The sequence below is a fragment of the Cyclobacterium sp. SYSU L10401 genome, from assembly GCF_010993705.1.
GTDB lineage: Bacteria > Bacteroidota > Bacteroidia > Cytophagales > Cyclobacteriaceae > Cyclobacterium.
In genome coordinates, this window is the sequence record NZ_WOFO01000001.1 from 549,395 (window position 1) to 573,517 (window position 24,123).

The window sequence follows — 24,123 nt, forward strand, 5'->3', positions numbered from 1 at the left end:
CGATGCGTTTTATCCGTTTTTTGTTTATAGTGTTTTTATTTGTCGGGTCTGCTTTTCAAGGGGCAGTTCAGGCCCAGGATTATCTATTGAGGGAGTTGGATATCTCTAACCCGGCTGAAAATAAATTGGGCCCGGTTATGGAAGAAATTGCTGCCAATCAGGGGTTTTATTTTTCCTACCAAAGCTCTTTGATAGATTTGGATGCAGGGCTGCCTTTCCATTCCTATCAGGGTAATTTAGCTGGATTCCTTCAAAAAGTTTTTGGTGATTCCTACGAATTCAGGGAGTATGATGGCTATGTGATCATCCGCCATGCGCCCGGAGAATTGGATGCGGAAATTGAAATGGAGCAGGAAGGAAAGGTGCTGCTGGTTAAGGGTAAGGTCAAGGACCTTCACAGTGGGGAAGCCATTTCCACCGTCAGTATTTTTGAAAAAAATGGATGGGCCTTTACTTTGTCTGATGCTCAGGGAGAGTTTGAACTGAAGTTGAAATCCACTGCTCCTTCCTCCGTATGGCTGAGCCTGCGCAAGGAGGAATACAGGGATACTTCCTTTGTCTTACTTCCTCCCGTGCATGTGGGGAGCAGCAGCCAGGAAGAAAGAAAATTTCGATTCTTTCCTCAAAGTGGGTCTGCCGAAAACCTGGAAGATAGTTTTTGGGGCGGGATGTTTATCGGGTTTCGGCAACGAATGCAAAGGCTAAACCTGGCTGGTTTCTTTGCAGAAAGTCCGGTTCAAATGTCTTTGACTCCGGGCCTGAGTACACAGGGAGTATTCAGTAGCCAGATGATCAATAATTTTTCCCTTAATCTGCTGGGGGGCTACACGGCCGGGGTGGAAGGCCTGGAGGTGGCTGGTCTTTTCAATATGAATCAAAGGATGGTCACCGGCATGCAGACTGCGGGGCTTTTCAACATGGTAGGTGGAAATGTTTCCGGTTTTCAGGCAGCCGGAATTTTCAATAATGTGTATGGTGACCTGACCGGATTTCAAGTGGCCGGATTGCTAAACAAGATAGGGAGTGATTTGGATGGTGCCCAGGTGGCTGGATTGGTCAACCAGGTGGATGGCAAGGCCCGGATACAAATAGCCGGCTGGACTAACCTTAGCCGGAGCACCGATAAGGTCCAGCTGGCAGGCCTGTATAACCGCACGGAAGGGGATGCAGGCAGTGCCCAAATCGCCGGAGTACTCAATCATTCCGGAGGCAATGTAGCCTATCAACTTAGCGGCCTGATCAATAAGGCAGATTCTGTTTCAGGGTTTCAGCTGGCGGGATTGGTGAATATAGCAGCCTCCAGTGATTATTCCCTGGGTTTGATCAATATCATTGGGGATGGGGAACAAAGTATTTCTGTTGGCCTGGATGAATCTTCCTTTGCTCAGCTCAGTCTGAGAAGCGGAGGAAAGAAACTTTACGGGCTGCTGGGTACGGGGATAGGGCTGCATCCGATCACCATGTTTGGCCTGGACCTGGGATTTGGCTGGCATGCTTTCCGAAAAAAGTCTTATTTTATGGATATTGAGCTGGTCAACAGGTGGAGCAGTGATTTTGGTGGAATGAAGAATCATTCCAATTCTTTACGATTCCTTCAGGGATATCAAATGGGCCGCCTAAAATATTTCGCCGGTCCTACCCTGGCTTTTAGTGTATTGGATCAGGCCTGGAGCTGGCCGGTTTCCGGTTGGAAGATTGCCGAAAAACACAACAGCAGGAGTTTATTTGCCCTGCATATAGGAATGATTGGAGGGGTGCAATATGTTTTTTGAATGGGGGGAATTTATTTGCTATCAGTCATCTGCTTTTTAAATTCTCCAATGGATAAATTATTCGTTGTTCCCGTTTCCGAAATCGAAGCCAACGAAAGGAGCTTGAGTATCGAACCTTACAAGGAAATCGCATAGTAAGCAGTAGGATACGACATATCCGAAAAAATCATCAATGGGAAAAAGTTTTAAAAAACCTGGTGCTGGAAAACCGTATAGACCTGGGGGCACTTGGGTTAATGTTAAAGAAGTGAGGGTTTTATTTGTTAGCTTACTTACCGCACCGGTACCTGTCTGACGGTTTTGAACCGTCTGACCGATATAAGCACTTCACTTTACAAAAAAGCAAAACTCACTTCATGTTAAGGTTACATGGCGGAAGTATCTTGTAAGATGTTTCGTTTCGTGAAATTTTATTGCTTCATCGTTTTTTTGTTTCCTTTCGAGAAGTCGTTTGGTCAAAAAAGGACCGATGGTTTGGATGGGATACAACAGCTTTCCAAAACAAGCCCCAGGAAAGCGTATCAGCAGCTTACAGATTTCCTTCGCCAAAATTCAAGCCTTGGGTTTGTGGAGCACGCGGAAGCTACGTTTTTAGAAGGCCAACTCTTAATGGAATTTGGCTTGTACAACGAAGCAACGACGAAGTTTTACGAGGCGGAAGAACTTTTTAAGAAGATGGACTGCACCGCATGTCTGGCGAACGTCTACAACCAAATTGGGAAGCTGTATTACAAAACGAAAAGCCTTTCACCGGCGCTACAGCGGCACAAATCCGCGCTTCACTTGTACGAGGAGGTGCAGGATATACAGGGAATGGCCCGGTCCAAAGGGCTGATCGGATCGATGTATGAGAAGTTGGGCGACTACACGCAGGCGCTGGTTTATCAAAACGATGCCATCGAGTTGATTCGAAGCAGCGGTGATTCGACTGACCTGAGCATTCTTTTCGAAAACGTTGGGAGCATCTACGAGGATCTGGAAAAATACGATTCTGCCGAGCGGTATTTCCAGTTGGCCTATGCGCTAAACATTGCCATGCGAAACAAGTTGAACATGCCGGGGAATATCAATAACCTGGGGGATACGCGGAGAAAAACCAATCGGGCTGGCGAATCACTTTCGTATTACGAGGAGGCTATCCGGATAAGTCAGGAGCTTGGAAACAACTATTTGGAACGAAGTGCTACGGTGGACCTGGGTAAGGCGTACGCCGCATTGGGGGATTTTGAGAAGGCGTATGAACAGTTGGCCAAAGCTCGTAAATTGAGTGAAACGATTTTTTCTGAAGAAGCTGCACGGCAGCTGGCCACACAGGAGTTTCACTATGAAATCAAAGAAAAACAGCGGGAAATAGCCCATTTGGAAGGTATTCATCTTTTCGAAACCCGAATTCGTTGGCTTTTATTGATGCTAATTTTGACGCTATTGGGACTTGGATGGGGCCTGATCTCCCGACATCGGCTGAAAATGCGCGCCACACAGAATACCCTGAGAAAGCAAGAGGAACTCCTGGAAATCAACGAACGCTTGATTCAGACCGAGAAGGAAAACATCAATCTCCTGGAAGCAAGAATGGCTGCCGAGGTGGGAGCCCAGCAGAAGGCGCTGTCTGCCCAAACCCTGCACGTGATCGAGAAAAATGAAATACTCAAAGAAATCCAATCGAAATTGAAGGTTGCCCTGGAGCAAGATCCCAAGGAACAACGAAAGAAAATTCGAAACCTCATGAAACAAATCGACGCGAACCTGGGACAAGACAGCGACTGGGAAAGCTTCAAGCATACCTTCGAAAACGTGCATCAGGATTTCTTAAAAAATCTCAACACCCGGAACCCATCGCTCACCACGGGAGATGTCAAACTTGCCTGCCTGATGAAGATGAATTTGAGCAGCAGGGAAATCGCCGCAACGCTCGGAATCTCCATGGAAAGCCTGCGGATTTCCAGATACAGACTCCGAAAGCGTTTGCAGCTTTCTGAGGGCAGGGACCTGCAGCATTACCTTCGCTGTTTATGATTCAAGATTTCTTAATCTTAGGGTAATATTAATTAATGACCTGAAAATCAGTATTATATAAATATATTTTTTTAAACTGTTTCGGTTTTGTTAACGGTATTTACTGGGCAGTGAGGCTGCATTCTTAACCGTAAATTTCCTTTTTTATCCGGAGCTTTCCCGAACCTTGTAATATCAAAAAAAGGTAAATCATGCTCAAAAAACGGACGTACTATTTCTCATTTTTTGTTTTGTCGGGACTCATTGCTTGCAACGGGACTACCCAAAAAGGCGATGAATCAGCGGAAACTACTACCGAAATCATCCAACCGCTGTACGTGAGTGACCCGGTCATCCACGATACCGACGATCCCGCTATATGGATCAATTCATCAAATCCGGATCAAAGTCTCATCATCGGGACAGACAAAGATTCCATCGGCGCCCTGTACGTGTTTGATCTAAAGGGAAAAGTAATCGACAGTCTAGTCAGGCGCGGTATTCAACGCCCCAACAATGTGGATGTGGGTTACGGGTTGCCGCTGGGAAGGGATACCGTGGATTTTGCCGTAACAGGCGAACGCTTGACCTCACGAATTCGCTTTTACTCGCTTCCCGACATGCAGGAAATCAACCCCGGAGGATTGGAGGTCTATTCGGGAGAAACTGGCGAAGAATACCGCGACCTGATGGGGATTGCTGTGTACCAAAGTCCCAAATCCGGCAAAACCTATATCATCGCAGGCCGAAAAAATGGACCGACCGATGGTACGTACCTTTGGCAATACGAAGTGCAGGGAGCGGAGGGCGAGGTATCGCTTGAGCTGGTGCGAAAATTCGGGAATTTTTCCGGAAAGAAAGAAATCGAAGCCATTGCCGTGGATCAGGAGCTGGGCTATATCTATTATTCCGATGAGGGTGCAGGAGTAAGAAAGTACCATGCGGAGCCACAGATGGGAAACGAGGAGTTGGCCCTTTTTGCCACCGAGGGATTTACGGATGATCACGAGGGAATCTCCATTTACAAATCCTCCGCTACGGAAGGCTACCTGTTGGTGTCCGACCAGGGAGCCAATCTCTTTCACGCATTCCCACGAGAAGGAAGCGATAAGGGGCCGCACGATCATCCCCTCCTGGTTAAAATCCCTTTGAGTACCCTTTCCAGCGATGGCAACGAAGTCACGGCGGTAAACCTGGGAGGAGATTTTTCAAAAGGACTGTTTGTCGCCATGTCGGATGACAAGACCTTCCAGATTTATTCCTGGGAACAACTCGAAACGTATATCAACCAACAACAATAAGCAATCATGAAAAAACATCTACGTTTATTTTCTTCCCTGTTGCTCTTTTTCCTGCTGGCAGGAAATGCATGGGCACAAGGAGTCTTGAAAGGACGAGTGATCGATGCGGAGAATCTTTCGCTACCTGGAGCCAATGTGGTATTGACCGGTACCAATTACGGGACGATTTCCGATCAGAAAGGAGATTTTTCTATTTCCAACCTGCCGGAAGGGTCGTATGAAGTTAGTGTATCCTACCTGGGGTACGGAGAGCTTTCCCAAAGTGTGGAAATTCAAACGGGGCGTACAACCACGCTGAATTTCAGAATGGATCAGACGGCACTGGATGCAGCAGAGTTTATTGTATTTGGTGACCGGCTGAAGGGGCAGGCCAAGGCACTGAATCAGCAAAAAAACAATGCCAACATCACCAATATCGTCTCTTCTGACCAGATCGGGCGCTTTCCCGATGCCAACGTCGGCGATGCACTGAAGCGTATTCCGGGCATTACCATGCAAAATGATCAGGGAGAGGCGCGCGATATCATCATTCGTGGAATGGCTCCGCAGCTAAACTCCGTGACGCTAAACGGGGAGCGAATTCCGTCCGCAGAAGGTGACAACCGAAATATTCAAATGGACCTGATTCCCTCGGATATGATCCAAACGATCGAAGTAAATAAAGCGGTATTGCCCAGCATGGATGCCGATGCCATCGGAGGTTCGGTCAATTTGGTAACCCGTCAGGCACCGAATAATTTGAGAATATCTGGTACCGCTGCAAGCGGAATCAACTTGCTTTCCAATAAGCCCATTTGGACCGGGGGATTGGTTTTGGGAGACCGCTTCCTGGATGACAAATTGGGCCTGATCCTATCGGGCTCCTACAACAACCACAACTTTGGCTCAGACAATGTCGAGGCTGTTTGGTACAATTCAGATAACGGCGTGGCACTGGAAGAATTTGACATCCGAAAATACCTGGTGCAGCGTGTCCGAAGATCCGTAAACCTAGCTACCGATTTTAGAATCAATGACAATAACCAACTGTTTCTATCCGGGATGTATAACCACCGAGATGATTGGGAAAACCGATTCAGAATGCGGGTAGGCAACCTGGATGATTCCTTTGATGACGGAGATTTTACCGAGAGCACTCCAAATGTATTCCAGACCAAAGGAAGGGTACAATACCAGACCAAAGGAGGAATAGACGGTGGGAGAGTCGGGAACCGAAGACTTGAAGATCAGCGGGTTTATAACATGAGCCTGGGAGGAAATCATTTATTTAACAGACTTAAAATGGATTGGAGCGCTACCTATGCCCGCGCATCCGAAGAGCGTCCGAATGAGCGCTACATCTCTTACAGATCCTCCAATCAGGACGTATTTGTAGATTTAACCAATCCCGAATTCCCGAACGTCAATTTGTCCAATCCTCAGGATAATTTCGGGATAGGATTTCATGAGATTTCGGAGGAAAACCAGTTTACTTTTGACCGGGATTTGAATGCCAGATTGGATTTTAAATTGCCCTACACCGACAAAGGAATTTTGCAATTTGGTTTGCGCTACAGAGGCAAGCGAAAAGAACGTCAGAATGACTTCTTCGAATTTGAGCCATTGGATGGAGACAGCTTTGGGGCAAGCGTCGGATCCGTCTCAAACAGAGACTACACCGATCCCAACTACCTGGCTGGATCCCAGTATCAGGCAGGATACTTTGCGACACCTGAATTCCTCGGAGGATTAAATCTCGGAAATTCCAGTCTTTTTGAAGGCATCGACTTGCCGGAGGAATATGCACCCGGAAACTATACCGCTAATGAAAACATCACAGCGGCCTATGTGATGGCTGACCACCAATTCTCTGAGAGGTTTTCGGCTATTGCGGGTCTTCGGGTAGAAAATACAGCCATTGACTATAGGGGAAATATCTTTAATGTCGATGAAGAAACCATTAATCCCACATCCGGAGATCAGAACTACGCCAATGTGCTGCCTGGTCTTCATTTGAAATACGATGCCGATGCCAATACCGTGCTCCGGTTTGCCTGGACCAATACGATTGCCCGGCCTAATTATTTTGACCTGGTACCCTACGCAGAATTCAGCCCGGATGATGAGGAATTGGCCCGGGGAAATCCAAACTTACGGGCAACCACAGCTATGAATTTTGATTTTATGGCGGAGCGGTATTATTCCAGTGTCGGTATCCTATCTGCGGGTGCCTTTTACAAGGACATTGATGATTTTATTTACACGATTACCACCCAAGGATACAATGATCCTGTTTTTGGCTCAAATCTGGAATACTCCAGACCAGAAAACGGCGGTACTGCCAGTGTATACGGGCTTGAAGCATCCTTTCAGCGCCAAATATGGAGAGGGCTGGGCATTTACCTAAACTATACCTATACCCGGTCGTCCACCACAGGAATAGAGGGAAGAGACAACGATGACCTGGTGTTGCCAGGTACGGCTGAGAACATGTTCAACGCTTCGCTATCCTACGAAACGGACAAATTGGTACTGCGACTGGCGCTCAACTTCGCCTCCGATTACCTGGATGAATTGGGCGGGGAAGGCTTTGAAGACCGGTATTACGACCAACAGGTTTTTCTGGATGCAAACGCTTCCTATGCCATCACACCAAAATGGCGACTCTTTGCCGAGGGAAACAACCTCACCAACCAGCCTTTGCGCTACTACCAGGGAATCCGATCACGTACGATGCAAATGGAATACTACAATGCCCGGTTTAATTTCGGGCTGAAGTTCGATCTATTTGATTGATAAAACGAACCTTAGCAACCAAAAAGGGCTGTCCACTTGACTTGGGCAGCCTTTTTGGTTTTGGTATTCGCCTTTTTGTATCCACCGAATCCTGAAATTTACACTTTATTCATTTTTTCTTTACCATCAAGGAATCTGAAAGGGGTAACCTGTAACAAAAATGTAAGTTATGAAAATATGGGAAGAAATGACAAGGCTGGTCCGGGAGTATGAAACTAGCGGACAGACACAGACGTGCTTTAGTGAATTCAAGGGTGTAGGGTTTCATAAATACGATTACTGGTACAGGAAGCTCCAAAGAGAAGCAAAGCTACCTGCCGGTTTTCACAAGATCGAAAGCGGTGGAGCTTCACAGGTCAGGGACTGTAATGCTGAGCTTGTTTATCCCAACGGTGTTGTGCTGAGACTTGACCGCCAAGAGCCGGAACTGCTTTCCCGCATTATCGGGATGTACTTGTGATGGGCGATTAGAAATAGATAGTAATTTAGTCGAAAATGCTCCTGAACATGTTAGAGACTTATTGAATCTTATTCCAAAAAGTCATATCCAGTCATTTTAGGTTAATCAGGACGTTGAATAACTTGTCAAACATTATTCTTAGGAAAAAGTAGTTGGGAAAACAAGTTATGCTGGACGTCTCCATATTGCTTTGGCAACTCTGAGCCATGCAGACATTTTAGTAAGCTGGGGCTTTAAACCTGAAATATGCATTAGGAATTCTATGGCAGACTGAAATTACTTCAAAATCAGTCACTCGTTGCAGTTTTCAACTTTCCCATAGCGGTTCTAGTTTCGAAACTGCCTGATTTTCTTGCAATTTCAGCCTTGATAATAAAACCTATTTCATCATAATCCGGGTTATACTTATTGTTAACATTGATAAAATCAGGGGGTACAATTCAGTAAACCTTAAGCTGGAAAATGATTGAAATTCACCTACCTTTAGAACCTATGAGTACTTGTTGTAAAAGCAGTAGCATAGTCGTAGTGTACCAGTCATGTGAACCCGGTTTCCGACTCCGAACGGCTTGCATGGGCTTATTCCGTATACAGGACGGCAGTCCGGTCTAACCATATCACCAAATGAAAACGAAACAAATCCTCCGGATTGTATTGCTCGTTGGGACTCCGATCTCCCTGTATTTTGTGCCCTGGACGCTTTTGTTTGCCTGGTTGGCGCCACTGCCGGGTACGGTAGGGGAGGAAGTACAGGCCTCGCTGAAGCATGATTTTGATGGCATTCTCGTGTATGTGGACCAGAAGGGAGCAGAACCGGAGTATTACGCCGCCGGATGGCATAACCGGGAGGAGGAAATACCCGCCAGGCCGGATGCCTTGTTCAAAATTGCCAGCATTGGTAAATTGTACGATGCGGTGCTGATCACGAAACTGCTTGGTGCACAGCGCCTATCCCTGGACAACACACTTGCCGATTATTTTCCCGAATGGGTAGGAAGGATTGAACATGCAGAAAGGATTACCATCCGAATGCTGGTGCAGCACCGGAGCGGAATTCCCAATTTAACCGACACCCCGGATTTTTGGATCAACCCCCCTAAAAGCAGCGAGGAAGCCCTAAAGCGAGTACTAGATTTACCGGCTGACTTTGAACCGGGTGCAGCCTATGCTTATTCCAATACCAATTACCTCTTACTATCCGAACTGATGGAAAAGGTGCTGGGATATGGTAAATTTCAGTACATGCAAGAGCAAATTTTCCAACCCCTGGGACTGAAGAATACCTTCGGTTCCTTACTGGAGGTAAACCTGAAGGAGCTGATGAGCGGCTATTACATAGGGGTGGAGGAAGATATCAAAATGACAGACTACGGTTCCATGATCGCCACGGCCGAAGATGTGGGCATTTTCCTTCGGGCATTAAACGAAGGATCCCTGTTTACCGGGGATGAGCAGGAGATCTACTCCTCTATTTATGTGTACGAGCATACCGGTTTGATTCCCGGTTACCAGAGCATCGCCAGGTACCACAAGGACATCGACACCGTGGTCGTCCAATTTGTGAATACAACGAATTTTGACGGGTACACCTGGAGTTTGTCCGAAATTACGTTCAATCGAATTGGTAAAATCCTTCGAAAACGGCTCGGCGCCTGATCGCCAAAGCCAGACGAATTAAAGCGATGGATTTGTCTTTCTTCCCGACTTGCAACCCGGGCATTCGGATTTTTAGTAAATTGACGTCACATTCGAGAACAAGCAATGGTAGCGATCGTATCTCTCATCCTATGACAGGCATTCTGATCCTTTTTCAGCTTTGTCAGGCAGCCGGATGCCCTGGGGAGCGGCTTCCATGGGAGTGGTCTGATAAAGATCATTCGATACCAGCATAGTATTTTAGCCACATATGTCTACGTTCCATTTATCCATCATCCTGCTTTTACTGACAGGAATACCGTGTTCCAACCTGTTGGCCCAACAGGTGTCTTTACAAAAAGGGAGGATATTGGCTCAAAGCTATTGCAGTAGCTGCCATGACTATCCATCACCCTCTCTATTACCGAAAGCTATCTGGAAGGATCATGTATTGCCGCAGATGGCTGCCTTAATGGGAGATCAGGAGGCGCAGGATAGCCTGGGTATCTGGGAGGATAAATCAGCGGAAGAAGTCGCCATCATTAAAAAGTTAGGGGCCTATCCTTCTTCAAGACAAATCAGCTCTGCGGAATTCCAGGCGATTATGGATTTTTATATGGCTGAAGCACCGGCAGAATTACCGCCTCAGAAATCCAGGGAAAAACCCGAAGAACAAGGTACTTTTACCACAAAAACCGTTTTTATCGAGGGTATACAAAGTCCGAAAACAAGTCTGGTGGCTATCAATGAAGAGAGGAGGGAACTCCTTATCTCAGATGCAACGAAAAATCAACTCTTTGTAAAGGATCTAAACGATGAATTATTTACCCTGCCCACCATCAGTAGTCCGGCAGTCCATTTTATCCAAAAAGCTCCTAACGTTTATAATTTTATAACCATCGGTTCCATATCCCCCAGTGACCTATCCCGGGGTGCACTCTATGAGATGGATTTAAATGCCAACAGCTGGATTAAAAACCTGGATCAGCTAGCCAGACCCGTATACGGAATTTGGGGAGATTTGGAAAAGGATGGGAAACCCGAATTTCTGGTCAGTAATTATGGACACCATGGGGGAAACATATCCATTTACAAGGATGGTAATCTTCAATCAAAACCGCTCCAACTTGGTGGAGCCGGAGCCAGGAAAATAGAGGTCAGTGACCTGAATCAGGATGGTAAGCCAGATATACTGGCACTTTTTTGCCAGGGCAATGAGCGACTGTCCGTTTTTTACAATAAGGGCAATGGACAGTTTGATGATGAGAAAGTATTGCTACGGTTTTCTCCTGTAATGGGCACCAGCTATTTTGAACTGCAGGATCTGAATGGGGACGGGGCATTGGACCTGCTCGTAAGCAACGGGGATAACTGGGACTACTCTTCCGTTCCAAAACCATATCACGGCTTCCGCATCTATGAAAACAAAGGAGATGGTATTTTTGAAGAGGGGTGGTTTTATCCTCAATATGGTGCGGCCAAGGCTATGGCTGTTGACTTTGATGGGGATGGAGACCTGGATCTGGCTACCATCGCTTTTTATGATGAACTGGACCATCCAGAAGAACAATTCCTGTTGTTTGAAAACACGGGGGACCTGACTTTTCAGCCCAAACTGATACCAGAGGCTGCATTGGGGAAATGGCTGACCATGGATGTAGGTGATATAGACGGAGATGGAGACCTGGATATCGTACTGGGTTGCTATCTCCACAATACCATGGAATATACAAAACTACTCCTTCGGGGCATTGAAGAAATTCCCAATGTATTGATTTTGGAAAACAATAGTAATCAAAAACAAAAATGAGTTCCCGGTATAAGGAAACCTCCAAAGGTGGGTTGGCTTTACAAGTAATGCATTCCGATTGCTAAATTCTCCTTATTTGAAATTATGGACCGGATTGGTAAAACCGTCCGCAACCGGTACGTATCCTAATTGCAGAAAGCAAGCGGTTTGCCTCGGTGGATGCAGATTTCTTTCTGGTGTCCCCACCTGGGCAGGCATATTTTTAGAAAATGGAGACCACATGTTCGGACAACCAATGGTAGAGACCGTATTCCTCATCCTATTCACCACGTTGAAAGGAATCGTGATCCTTTTTCACCTTTGTTTGGCTGTTTGCATGCCCTGCTCCAGTTGATCACAAGTCTGGTGCGGGTATTAACTGATATTAGAAAGTATATGAAGGCAATCAGGGACTTCTGTTGGAGAAATATTAATTTTCTAGAGATTTACCAGAATTTTAGATGATTTGTTCCTATTTTTCCAACAAAATTGAATCGTCTTTGCTTGAATTTTTGTTGAAAATGTTTAATTTAGAAAAGAAATATGGTAAAGATGTCTATGCAAAATTGGAACCCAAAAAATTGTATTTTGAAATTATTAATAGGTTAAAAGGGTTTGTAAAAAAAGCAAGGTGAGGTATACAAAAAAAGTTAGCTAGTTAGATGTTTCTATATTTGTAATATGAGTAAATCGAAAAAATCGTCAAAAGTGAATGAAAAACAGTTGATTGAAGAATATAATCAATTGATGTCCACTGGTACCCTGAAAACTAGTATTAATCAGGAATGGACTGAAAAAGGTGATATTATTGAGAAATTTACTATGTATGGGAGTTATACCCCAGTAAAGACCTCTAGCGGATCAGGTAAAATATTTTAAACCACAATGCCAAATTGGAGCGAGGTTCTTAAGGAAATTCAGGAAACGCATAATGCTAACCCAAGCGAAAATGCGATAGATAAGGTTCGAAGGAAATACCTGCTGCAGGTATCAAAACATACAGGAAGAAATGTGATTGCCTATTATTCAGGCTGGTTACAAAAACCTAAATCACCTGATACAGCTGTAAATGATAAGGATAAGTCAGGATTTATGTTGACAATCCATAAAATGGATAAGTCGATGGGATTGGACCTGATTCTGCACACTCCAGGAGGTGATTTAGCAGCGACTGAATCAGTGGTCGATTATTTATATTCCATGTTTGGATATAACATCAGGGTAATTGTCCCCCAAATTTCCATGTCTGCGGGTACAATGATAGCATTAGCATCTAAGGAAATCGTGATGGGAAAGCATTCTAACCTTGGCCCCATTGACCCTCAAATGGGAGGATTGGCTTGTCAGGCGGTTTTGAACGAGTTTGAAGATGCCAAAAAAGATATTAAAATCAATCCTCAAGCTGCACCACTTTGGCAAGTAATAATTGGAAAATACCATCCGACTTTCTTGGGAGCTTGCAAACAAGCAATTGACTGGTCGGAGAGCATGGTTGAAAATTGGCTTGTTAATAACATGTGTGCTAATGATAAGTCAAAGGTGAAACCTATTCTAAGGATGTTCTCAGACCATAAACATCAAAAATCACATGCTCGTCATATTTCGAAAAGACAATGCGTGGAGGTTGGGCTAACTATAAGTTCCCTAGAAGATGATCAAGTTCTACAAGATGCAGTTTTAACAACTCACCATGCATTCATGCATACATTTTCGCACACTGCTGCAGTCAAGGTTATTGAAAATCAACATGGTGTTGCATATATAGAACAATCCGTCCCAACCGGTTAAAAGGAAAAAAAATGGCCCCTAAGCCTTGGTTTTTTTGGAATAGGCGCCCCGAGAGGGCAGGGTTATTTACCCCTCAGGATGTACGCTTGACCTCATTTCTGAAGATTCCTACGTACTCCCGCTATCTTTTCCAGTAAAGCTTCCCGGCGATTGCCCGATTCAGATGTGATCGGTTGATCTGTGCCAGCGTAAAGCCTTCCAATAAAATCCACCGTTTCTTCGTTCCCCGCGCTTTTGATTTCTTTCCAAAGACCGGAAGCTTCCTCGCTTTCACCCAGTGCTTCCAGTGCAAATAAAGCCAGCAACTGCTCGGACCGATTGCGGGACATGTTTTCAGTAGCAGCTATTACTTGTTGCATGTGCGAGCGAAACAAGTCCTCCTGATTCTGGGCTTGGGCTACCAGTCCCAACAAGTAACCCTGCATCGTTTCGTTGGTGGTGAAAGGCTTACCTACGCCCAGGTTTTCGGGCCATTCCAGGGATTTTTCCAGTTTGATACGGGCGGATTTCCACCTCCTTGCCTGCATGTCTTCCAGGGCCGCATTCAGGTACACTGTCTCAAATAGGGCCCTGCCTTCTCCGGCTCCCTCATAGGGCAACACATGGATTTTGTCGAGCAGGTCCATGGCTTTTTTGTATTGGCCCAGGCTATTCAGTACCCGGATGTAATCCATCTCCAGCACGTAGCTTCCGGAAAACTTCCGGGTGGCATCTCTTAATAGGGACAGGGCCTCCTGGTCATTGCCGTTTTCTGCCTGATATCGGGCCAGGTGCTGCCAGTGCCTCCATTGGGAAGGGTCCATTTCCCAGGCCTTTTTCAGATCGGCCAGGGGATCTTTTCCTCCCGTTTTTTCAAGCAAAAGGGCTCGGTTTAGGTAGAAAGTCGCTTCATCGGCCTTTTCGTCTATTTCGGTCAATAGTTTTGCTGCTTCTTCGGTTTCATTAAACGCCATTAGGTTTAGCGCCAGGTAATAATCCAGCTTCCAGTGCAATCGCTTCTCATTTGCTTGCTTTAGCATCTGCAACGTTTCTTTTCGGTAAGGCAGGACAAAGGCAATGGGTTTGGCCAACAGGGCGTCCAGACCCGACTCGTCCTGCTTTTCATCCAGAAAGGCCTTCCAGAGATCTACCAGGGCATGTGCCGGGCTTTGTCCCAAAACCTGCAAGGCCTCGGATTTGCGGTCGTATTTTAGATAGGTAGCGGCGAGTTCCAAGTGGGTCTGGTAGGGGAATTCATTGTTGATAAGCCCCTGAAATTCCTCCAGCCGCTGTGGGTCTTCCTCGTTCAGGTATTGTTCGAACCGGATAAAGTGATTCAGGGGGTCGATATCCCATAGCTTTTCCAACACCTCCCCGGCTTGCTGGTTTTCCCCGGCTAGCCGGTGTTTGACAGCCAGCACCTGGTAGGCCATGATGTTGTACACATTAAAATCCAAGGCTTTGCGGGCATAGTCGGAGGCTTTTGCCAGGTTGTTTTCAGCCAGATGGATCTCAGCCATGGCGGTGTAGGCGGAAGAGCGGAATTCCATGGATCGGGCAGCCCAGCCATAGGCTTCCAGGGCATCAACCGACTGACCGAGCTCCCTGTAAATGCTTCCGGCCACAAAATTGGCCTGGGGGTCAAAGAAATCCGTGTCCAGGGCTTGGGCAATTTGTTCCAGAGCATCTTCATACCGCCCAAAACGAAAGAGCAGCTCGGCATAATCGATGTTCGCCTGCTGGTGTCCGGGCTCCTGCCTGAGCAGTTCTTCGTATTTGGCCTGGGCTTCCGGATAGGCCCTGCTGTAATAGTCCTGCCGGGTGTTGTAATACAATGCGTCTATGGCTGAAAGCGGTTCCGCTTCGGTTTTATCAAAAGACCGGTTCAATTTCATGGGGTCTTCGCTCGCCCAGGAATAGACTTTTTCGGTTCCCAAAATCAATTCCAGATTTTGTAGGGGAGCATCCAGGGCCAGTTCTTTGGTAATCACATCCATGGGCTGCCCATTAAGGGTGATGGTTTGGGCCGGTTTATCGTTGATGTAAACCTGCAGCTCTTCTTGAATGGTTTCAAACGGATTGAAGGATAAGGAAAGCGTTTGGTTGGCTTCTTTTATATGGAAAACACCGGACTGGCTCACGGCACTGATGCCGCCAATCTGCTTGACGGGAAACCAATAATCTGTCCACTGGTCAATGGTATAGGGGGCAAATCCTGCCTTGCTCAAAGGGCTGGGTTGTCTTGGACTGGGCGAAAACTGGTTGAGCATCCGCCCGGCCTGAAATTCCATGTATTGGCCGTTTTTATCGGTCAGCAGGTCTTCCCAAATGCCTCCGGAGCGGGACAATGCCCAAAGCCACAATTTTTTACCGGGCATGTCATCGTAACTGGAAAAATGTCCAAAGCCATATCCCTGATCATGAAAATACCCGCCAAAGTGGTTTTGGAAAGAACCTGCCATGTGGTGGGATTTGCTGGAGCCAAAGGCATTGTTGGCATAGAGGCTCACCTCTTTTCCCTCCTGAATGGGCCAATCCATCAGGGCACCACTGTGCTGTAGTGCAATGTGTCCGGGGTAAAAAAATTCCTGGTCTTCGCCCACATGGGCTGCTGCCGTCATCCAGTTGTAGTAGGGCTGCCGCAGGGGTTCGGGGTTGTACCAGATCCCTTCCGTCTCAAAATAGGCTTTGTCTTTGGGCAGGTTGATCTTCACCCGCCATTGGGTCCTGGAGGGTAGATCCATAGTGCCTACGATGCAAGTAAGGGACCCATCCTCATTTTCATACACCAGGTAATCTACCGGAGTAGCTGTAGCAGGGGAATGGCCTATAATACCAAAATTGAATTCTATCCCACCGGATGTCCAGGGTCCACGCATGGCGATGTTCCTGAACTTGACCACTTCGTTTTCGTAAATGAAATCTTTTCCCGTAGATTTTTCAACAGCACTCCAGACCCGGCCACCGATTTCCGGCATGATGGTGACTTTCAGGTACTCATTTTCCAGGGTAATCAGGTTCCAGTCCTGCTTAACCGGATCCACACTGTAGCCTTCAAATTTAAAATAGGGGTATATGTCCGATTTATAGGCCAGGGAAGGCACCGGGCTGGGATCGGAAAATGGGTAGGTAGTGAAAGTAGTCGGTTCCTGAGATACCTGGGCTTTCTGGCTCCAGCAGAACTGAGCGAACAGCAGACCTAGTGCTGCAATGCCATATTTAATTTTCATTGAGATACGAGAGAATGTCAGACTAAATCTAACAAAAATCCCCTTCAAATACCTGAGGTATTGTAGAAACGGTCCCTTTAAGTGACCAATTGCTCATTAAATTAAAAAAAAAGGGACTCATAAGTCCCTTTTGAATAATATACAGATTAGAACTTATTAACTATTATTGATTTTCAAGTTCTTCCATTTTGGCATCTATTTTTTCCTTCACCTTAGGACTTTGGTTATAGGCAATAGACATTTCCTGAAATTTTTCGATCTCCATACCATTGTCTACAATATGCTGTTGCAATTTTTGTTGACTTTCCTGCTGAACTTTCATGATTTCTTGACCAGCTTCGTTAAAGGTGGCAATTTCTTCAGGGTCATCAGAGGCATCCTGGATGTTGCCTTGTTGTTGAGCTTGCATCAGGGCCTGAAATCTGGGTACTTCCATGCCTTTGTCCTCCAGAATACCTACCATTTCTTGTTCCACTTCTGCCTGCATGGGCGCCAGAGATTGGTTAATGGTGACAAACTGCTCATACTCTTCATCCGAAAAGTTTTCATTAACCTGCTGCTGGGCTCCCTGAGGAAGTTGCTGTGCAATTGTTCCAAAGGCAAAGCAAATGGTAAACAGCATGGAAAAAAGAGATGCATTTAATACTTTTGAATAAGTCATGATTTGTTTTACTTTGTTATTATAATTTCTTTTCCACTACAAAGTTGCAATAAACATTCCAAAATTATAAAATTACCCTGTTAAAAATTGTTAAGTAGGAAAAAAAATGAAAACGAAAATTTACGGCATAAAGAATTGTAATACCATGAAGAAAACCTTCGCATTATTTGAAGCCGAAGGAAGACCGTACGACTTTGTGGATTACAAAAAGCAACCGCCTGATGCGGCCCTGCTGGAAAGTTTTATTGATACCCTCGGATTGGAAAAGGTAGTCAATAAACGTGGCACCACATACAAGCGGCTGGATGAATCGGCTAAAAGAGATTTGGAGAGTAAAAGTACGGCTATTGCCCGGCTGCAGGAAAAAAGCAGTATGATCAAAAGACCCATCCTTATTTTTAAAGACGGAAGCATGCAAGCCGGTCTGGATGAGGAATCGATCAGGCAGAAAATATAAGGGAAAACGCTAGCTTTTGAGTTGATTTTGCGCAGCATTGTTCAGGGGTATAAAATTTACTTCCAGGTATCCACCAGCAGCATTGGGATGGGTTAGGAATTGTGGTGTACCTTTTACCCAGTCCACTGTTTGCCGGTGCACGTGACCGGCAAAAATACCGAGAAGGTTTTCCGCAGCAAAAACCTCTTTATGGAATTCCATGGTGGTTTGTGTGTGGCCCTTTTCCGGCCACCTCTGCCTGCGTTCCAGTTCATAGTTCTTATCATTGGCCGCATTGTATGCCGGATGGGCACAACCATAGCCGAGACTTCGTCCAGGTGCATAAAGCGGAATGTGCATCATCAGCACCATGGGCAAACCCTTTCGGGATTCCGCTTTAAAAAATTCCAGTTGCTCAGGCATGATTTCGTAATAGCTGTTGTCAATGTTAACTACATTAATGCCTTTCACCATTTCGGCATACATTAATGGGTTTTTTCCTTTGTAAAGGGGCAGCAACCGTTTTTCTATCCAGGTGTTCCTGAGTTCATGCAAACTTCCTTCCATGCCTTCATAATGCCAGTCATGATTGCCGCTGGAATATAGATAGGGGATGTTCAATGCTTCGAGCCTTTCATAGGCCCATGCAATGGCGGCCTCGGAGGGAAAACTGAATAGATCTCCTGTTAGGGTGATGGCATCCACCTTTGCCTCCTTTGCCAGTTTAAGCGTCTGTTCGAAGGCTTCTTCAGGATGAGTGGTTTCTCCGGTAATAAAGTGCCGGGTCTCATTGTAGGCTTTGGCCATTCTGCCGCTGAACTGCCGGTAGGGCTCCCCTCGCTCATCATCCCGCCAGAGATGGGTGTCCGTGATGTGCATGATTTTTACTTCCTGTTCCAATTGTGGAACATGGTAGTCAATTTTAAAGTCATTGATCCCTACCGTAAAGGGTTGTTTTTTAAAGTTAACCTCCTTGTCGGAAGCTTCTGCAGTCCCCTTTATGCCCAGCCCAATGCCAGCAGAGAGTGCTCCTGCCTTTTGAAAGAAATGTCTTCTTTTCATCTTCTTTTATTCATCCCAAAGGGTTGCTGTAAGTCCATTCAGGTCCCAGACCACCCGGCCTGCTTTCATGGTGAGTTCGTTTTCCAGTTTGTATTTTCCCATCATTTTTCCTTCCCCGGTTTTTTCGGTAAAACCAAAATTACCCTCCAATACGTTTAAGATGGCAATATCCGCTTCGGCTCCGGGGCTCAGGTGTCCGAGTTCCGCCCTGTTGATGACTTGTGCAGGAGTCCAGGTAGAGGCAGTAATGACTTCATTCAGGTTCATGCCCATATTCAAAAATTTGGACATGACATTGTTCATGTTTTTCATGCCGCTCATGATACTGCTGAGGTGGCTGTCGGTACTGATGGTATTGGGTCTCAATCCTTGCTCCATGGCAGGAATGGCATGTTTGAAGGCAAAACTTGAACCCCCATGGCCCACATCATACACGATCCCTCTTTCCTGGGCTGCTTTGACAAAGGGCCTCAGGTTGCCACCCAGATCCACAATCGCTTCCCGGCCAAAGCCCCCTCCGCCGAAGATATGTGTATAAATGTCTCCGGGTCTGAGTTTTTCCATAAACAAGGTTTCCAGGGAAAGGGGAGGGTTGGCTCCGCCAAAATCTACCATTACAGGAATATTCCCCATTTCCCCGGCTTCTACCAGGCGATCGATCTGCTCCCACTGATGGCCGGAGTAGTGTGCAACTTTTATCCCAACGATGTGGTCGGGAAATTGTCTGGCTACCATGGCAGTCATCTTGGGGTCCATATCATTCAGGTTCTGTTCGTAGGGCGATCCCTTCATTCCATGTCCCACAATATTGAGCATGGCCAGCACCCGGGTTTGGACCCGGTCAATTACTTGCTCCTTAAACTGCCTGAAATTTCTCCACCCGGCTCCCCCGGTATCTACTACGGTAGTCACGCCATAGGGGAAGGTAAATCCATCAGGATGAAGGGAGTTATAACCATTACTGTATTGTCCGTAAGGGTCCAGTCCATAAAAATTATGGGTATGGATGTCCACCAGCCCAGGACAAACATACAAGCCACCGGCATCAATCACCTGCGCAGCCAGATCGGAAGGGATGGTTTTCTGAACCAGGGCCACTTGCCCATCTTTGATGGCAATGTCCATGGGTTCGTCAATGTTATTTTTAGGATCCATTAAATGACCTCCCTTTATCAGAATATCATATTCCTGGGCAGTTAATGGAAAAGCCGAGCCGCAAATAAGCAGCAATAACAGACTGAATTTTTGCCATTTGTACATTACTTTTTTTAAGGGGGAAAGAAGGCTTGGGCTGGATGTAATCATGGGATTTTATTTTTTATATCAAAGTAAAAATTTGAAAAGCCAGTTGCAAGCTTTTTTTGTTGATTGGCCAAATGAAGGTGAAAAGTTATCCTAAAAGAAGGAATCAATTTCCTCATTTCTTTTTTATCCAGTTTGCTATTAAATGAAAGAGGGGAGTTCCTCCCCCTCTTTCCAATGGTGTCTAAGCTTCCTGGTGCTGATTGATTCCGGCTTCATCTATGATTTCGTGGATGTCCGCATCCAGGATTTCTTTTTTGATATCTGCGTGGTTGAGGAAGACATGGTAGACCCTGTCTAGTTCCAGTTTGGTCAGGTTGTATCCTATTTTATGGGCACGGTAAGCCAATGCCGCCCTGCCAGAGCGGGCGGTAAGCACAATCATCGATTCGTCCACGCCTACTTCCAATGGATCGATGATCTCATAGGTTTCCCTGTTTTTAATGACGCCATCCTGGTGGATTCCCGACGAATGAGCAAAAGCATTGGTGCCCACGATAGCTTTATTGGGTTGTACCAGCATGCCCATCCTTTCCGCAACCAGCCGGCTTATTGGATTCAGAAGTTTGGCATTGATGCGGTTGTGGACATTTAGTCTTGGATGTTGCTTCATGATCATGGCGATTTCTTCCAGGGAGGTGTTTCCTGCCCTTTCACCAATGCCATTGATGGTGCATTCAATTTGCCGGGCGCCATTCATGACAGCTGAAATGGAATTTGCAGTAGCCAAACCCAGGTCGTTGTGGCAGTGGGCAGAAATGATGACGTTTTCAATGCCCTTGACATGGTCACACAGGTATTTGATTTTGGCCCCATATTCATCAGGTAAGCAATAACCAGTAGTATCCGGAATATTCAGAACCGTGGCTCCGGCCTTGATAGCCGCCTCACAAACCCTTGCCAGGTATTCATTGTCTGTGCGGCCGGCATCCTCTGCATAAAATTCTACATCTTCTACGAATTTCTTGGCATGAGCAACTGCTTCAGCTGCCCATTCCAGTATTCGCTCCCGGTTGCTTTTGAATTTGTATTTGATATGAGAATCAGAGGTGCCGATTCCCGTATGAATTCTGGGCCTTTTGGCATGCCTGAGGGCTTCAGCTGCAGTTTCTATATCTTTTTTCACCCCTCGGGATAGCCCGCATACAATGGGTTCTTTTACATTTTTTGAAATCTCTACCACTGATTTGAAATCTCCCGGGCTGGAGATTGGAAAACCCGCCTCGATCGCATCCACTCCCAAAGCCTCGAGTTGCTGGGCGATTTCGATCTTTTGAGGGGTGTTTAATTTACATCCGGGAACCTGTTCTCCGTCCCTTAAGGTAGTGTCAAAGATCAATACGCGATTGTCATCCATGCTAGTTCATTTTTTATTAAAAACCAATGTAAAACCTTAGCCCCGGCAATGAAATTCAATTAACTTTATATGTCCGATACCTAATGACCCTTATAATATCATAATAGACTTAAAATCAGTTAAATAGGAGTATTTTATATATGATATCCAATTTTAGAAAAGATTTTCTGTTTGATTTGATCAGCAGCTTGTCCCCCTCTGAAAAGCGCAGTTTTAAGCTGTATGCCAAAAGACTATCTTCCAATCAGGATGCCAAATTTCTGCTGTTGTTTGATGTGTTGGACAAGATGGATGAATATGATGAAGCCCTTCTATTAAGAAAAGCGCCGGTTGGAAAAAAACAGCTTTCCAATATGAAGGCGCATTTGTACAAACAAGTTTTGACTTCTCTGAGGCTATTGTATGCAGACCGGAATGTAGAGCTTCAGCTCAATGAACAGATTGATTTTGGCAGGATTTTGTTTAACAAGGGCCTTTACATGCAAAGTTTGAAGGTGTTGGATAAGGCCAAACAGGTGGCCAGAGCATATGGCCTGGATACGGTTATGCTTCGCGTTGTGGAGATGGAGAAGGTGATAGAATCCCAGCACATTACCAGAAGTATCAGAAACAGGGCGGAATTACTCGGTGAGGAATCATCCGCACTTTCCCACAAAGTAGATCTGAAAAATCGCTTTTCCAGCCTTTCCTTACAGCTTTATGGCATATACCTGAAGACCGGTTATATCAAAGACAAGGAGGGAAGACGAAGATTGGAAAGGTTCTATCAAGACAATATGCCGGACTACGTACTTGCCAACCTGGGTTTTTATGAGAAAATGTATCTTTTTCAGGCTCAGGTATGGTATTTTCATATTATTCAGGATTTTCCACTTTGCTACAGGGCTGCCCAGCATTGGGTGGATTTGTTTCACTACTCCCCACACATGATCCGGGTGGCTACCGGCAATTACCTGAAGGCTTACCATTATTTGTTGGACACCCTTTTTTATCTGGGTTACTATGGGCGGTTTTCGGAGGTATTGGAGGAATTCAGGGATAGCCTGAAACAAAGTGATTTTGTAATGGATGACAACAGCCGGATACTGGCATTTTTATATCTCTATTCCAACCTGCTCAATATACACTTTTTAAAAGGAGAGTTTTCGGTGGGAGTGAAAGAGCTGGTACCTGTCCTGATGAAGGAAATGCAACCGATCAAGAACAAGTTGGACATTCACCACCTGATGGTTTTGCATTACAAAGTGGCCTGTCTTTATTTTGGACATGGAGACAATGAAAAGGCGATTGATTACCTGAACCAGGTGATTGAGAACAATCAGGATGGACTGCGGGAAGACCTGCAATGTTTTGCACATATCCTCAAGCTTATCGCCAGTTATGAGGCAGGCCTGGATGAAAAACTGGATGGGCAAATTCGGAATGTATACCGTTTTCTGATCAAAATGGACGACCTGCATCAGGTGCAAAAGGAAATGATGCGGTTTGTCAGAAAGCTAAGCCGCATTTACGACCATGAACTCAAAGGTGCTTTTATAGAACTCAGGGAGAAGCTCAAAATTTACGAGAACCACCCCTTCGAAAAACGCGCCTTTTTATATCTTGACATCATATCCTGGCTGGAAAGTAAAATTGAAAACCTACCCGTTCAGGAGGTCATCCGGCAGAAGTTTCTGGAGAAATCCAGATTGGAAAAATGAGCTTTATGGAAACTAAAAAAGCTGCCAGAGAAAAACTTTCCATGGCAGCTTTTTTATAAGGGTATAGAAATCAGGCCAATACTTCCTTTTCTATGATGACCTGTCCCTTATAATATAACTTGCCATCCAACCAAAAAGCCCTGTGGGGCAGGTGAAACTCACCGGTGGTGGGGCATTGAGCCAATCCAGGTGCATTCAATTTATAATGTGTCCTTCTTTTGTCTCTTCTGGTTTTGGAAATTTTCCTTTTAGGATGTGCCATATCTATGTGATTTTTAGATTATTCGTTATTTTTTAATTTTTTCAAAGCCTCCCAAAACGGATTCTGACCGGCTATATTGTCCTCTTTTTCTTCTTCGCTGCCTGCTTCATACACGATCCAGCCACCGGCATCCTCTGATTCATCTTCCTCGGTCATGTGGGCCGGGTGGATCTTCTTTGCCGGTAGGGCCAGCAGGATAAACTCATAGATCAGCTGCGCCACATTGATGCTGGGTGTATCAGGGGTAATTTGAAAAACCTCCTCATTGATCTCTTTTTCTTCCATGCCATATTTGTAAAGGATCTTATTCTTTACGTCTAAAGCATGTTCAAATTTTTCCAGGCTGCGGTCACAGGTGAGACCAACAGTGCCTGCAATGGAAAAATCTGCGTCTATAAGATTGGTTTTTCTGTCCAGACATACCTCCACTTTAAGGTCTATCTGGTGAATCACTTCATTTATTTTTTCAAAATGATCCAGAAACTCACCGCCGATCTCAAAATCGAAATGATGCTCCCCCTCCTTCAATCGGATGATGTCGATATCGAATTTCCTTATGAATTTCATCTTCTGATTTAAGACCGCAAATTTAGATAATATTTTCTGATTTATAAAGTTC

Annotated in this window: 18 protein-coding genes; 11 read left to right on the forward strand and 7 right to left on the reverse strand. The window is 45.6% G+C overall.

Annotation, left to right across the window (positions count from 1 at the left end):
- The first annotated feature begins 137 nt into the window (after positions 1-137).
- The 9 genes from GL182_RS02270 (at position 138) to GL182_RS02305 (ending at position 13,515) form a co-directional block, all read left to right on the forward strand.
- Positions 138-1,772 carry a carboxypeptidase-like regulatory domain-containing protein gene (locus GL182_RS02270; protein ID WP_163377933.1) on the forward strand — a complete coding sequence of 545 codons (1,635 nt, stop codon included), beginning with the start codon at positions 138-140 and terminating at the stop codon, positions 1,770-1,772.
- A gap of 609 nt (positions 1,773-2,381) precedes the next feature.
- On the forward strand, positions 2,382-3,788 hold the full coding sequence (locus tag GL182_RS02275; RefSeq protein ID WP_410492706.1) for a tetratricopeptide repeat protein: 1,407 nt from the start codon (positions 2,382-2,384) through the stop codon (positions 3,786-3,788).
- A gap of 191 nt (positions 3,789-3,979) precedes the next feature.
- On the forward strand, positions 3,980-5,068 hold the full coding sequence (locus GL182_RS02280) for a phytase (protein ID WP_163377935.1): 1,089 nt from the start codon (positions 3,980-3,982) through the stop codon (positions 5,066-5,068).
- A gap of 6 nt (positions 5,069-5,074) precedes the next feature.
- A complete protein-coding gene (locus GL182_RS02285; protein WP_163377936.1) occupies positions 5,075-7,843 on the forward strand; it encodes a TonB-dependent receptor in 2,769 nt (922 codons plus the stop codon).
- A 169-nt stretch (positions 7,844-8,012) separates the two neighbouring features.
- Positions 8,013-8,303: an IS66 family insertion sequence element accessory protein TnpA gene (gene tnpA, locus GL182_RS02290; protein ID WP_163377937.1), complete on the forward strand. Its 291-nt coding sequence runs from the start codon at positions 8,013-8,015 to the stop codon at positions 8,301-8,303.
- Positions 8,304-8,927: 624 nt separating this feature from the next.
- A complete protein-coding gene (locus GL182_RS02295; RefSeq protein ID WP_163377938.1) occupies positions 8,928-9,959 on the forward strand; it encodes a serine hydrolase domain-containing protein in 1,032 nt (343 codons plus the stop codon).
- Between the two features lie 250 nt (positions 9,960-10,209).
- A complete protein-coding gene (locus GL182_RS02300) occupies positions 10,210-11,748 on the forward strand; it encodes an FG-GAP repeat domain-containing protein (protein WP_163377939.1) in 1,539 nt (512 codons plus the stop codon).
- A 660-nt stretch (positions 11,749-12,408) separates the two neighbouring features.
- Positions 12,409-12,606, forward strand: coding sequence for a hypothetical protein (locus GL182_RS24020; RefSeq protein WP_205603563.1), 198 nt, complete (start codon positions 12,409-12,411; stop codon positions 12,604-12,606).
- Between the two features lie 6 nt (positions 12,607-12,612).
- A complete protein-coding gene (locus GL182_RS02305; protein WP_163377940.1) occupies positions 12,613-13,515 on the forward strand; it encodes an SDH family Clp fold serine proteinase in 903 nt (300 codons plus the stop codon).
- Positions 13,516-13,607: 92 nt separating this feature from the next.
- On the opposite strand, the gene GL182_RS02310 is transcribed toward GL182_RS02305, so the two are convergent.
- A complete protein-coding gene (locus tag GL182_RS02310; protein WP_163377941.1) occupies positions 13,608-16,724 on the reverse strand; it encodes a DUF5107 domain-containing protein in 3,117 nt (1,038 codons plus the stop codon).
- A 163-nt stretch (positions 16,725-16,887) separates the two neighbouring features.
- A complete protein-coding gene (locus tag GL182_RS02315) occupies positions 16,888-17,385 on the reverse strand; it encodes a DUF4168 domain-containing protein (RefSeq protein ID WP_240469519.1) in 498 nt (165 codons plus the stop codon).
- Between the two features lie 106 nt (positions 17,386-17,491).
- On the opposite strand from GL182_RS02315, the gene GL182_RS02320 reads away from it, so the two are divergent.
- Positions 17,492-17,842: a Spx/MgsR family RNA polymerase-binding regulatory protein gene (locus GL182_RS02320; protein WP_163377942.1), complete on the forward strand. Its 351-nt coding sequence runs from the start codon at positions 17,492-17,494 to the stop codon at positions 17,840-17,842.
- Positions 17,843-17,851: 9 nt separating this feature from the next.
- Here GL182_RS02320 and GL182_RS02325 read toward each other — a convergent pair whose 3' ends face one another.
- The 3 genes from GL182_RS02325 to GL182_RS02335 form a co-directional block, all read right to left on the reverse strand.
- Positions 17,852-18,883, reverse strand: coding sequence for a metallophosphoesterase family protein (locus GL182_RS02325; RefSeq protein WP_163377943.1), 1,032 nt, complete (start codon positions 18,881-18,883; stop codon positions 17,852-17,854).
- A gap of 6 nt (positions 18,884-18,889) precedes the next feature.
- Positions 18,890-20,188 carry an amidohydrolase/deacetylase family metallohydrolase gene (locus GL182_RS02330; RefSeq protein ID WP_240469520.1) on the reverse strand — a complete coding sequence of 433 codons (1,299 nt, stop codon included), beginning with the start codon at positions 20,186-20,188 and terminating at the stop codon, positions 18,890-18,892.
- A 181-nt stretch (positions 20,189-20,369) separates the two neighbouring features.
- Positions 20,370-21,542 carry a 2-isopropylmalate synthase gene (locus GL182_RS02335; RefSeq protein ID WP_163377944.1) on the reverse strand — a complete coding sequence of 391 codons (1,173 nt, stop codon included), beginning with the start codon at positions 21,540-21,542 and terminating at the stop codon, positions 20,370-20,372.
- A gap of 140 nt (positions 21,543-21,682) precedes the next feature.
- On the opposite strand from GL182_RS02335, the gene GL182_RS02340 reads away from it, so the two are divergent.
- Positions 21,683-23,242 (forward strand): hypothetical protein, encoded by a 1,560-nt coding sequence (locus tag GL182_RS02340; protein ID WP_205603564.1) that lies wholly within the window; start codon positions 21,683-21,685, stop codon positions 23,240-23,242.
- Between the two features lie 70 nt (positions 23,243-23,312).
- Here the strand turns inward: GL182_RS02340 and rpmF are convergent, their stop codons facing one another.
- Positions 23,313-23,504, reverse strand: coding sequence for a 50S ribosomal protein L32 (gene rpmF / locus GL182_RS02345; protein WP_162344242.1), 192 nt, complete (start codon positions 23,502-23,504; stop codon positions 23,313-23,315).
- An 18-nt stretch (positions 23,505-23,522) separates the two neighbouring features.
- Complete coding sequence (locus GL182_RS02350; RefSeq protein WP_163377945.1) at positions 23,523-24,071, reverse strand: YceD family protein; 549 nt, start codon at positions 24,069-24,071, stop codon at positions 23,523-23,525.
- Positions 24,072-24,123 lie beyond the last annotated feature (52 nt).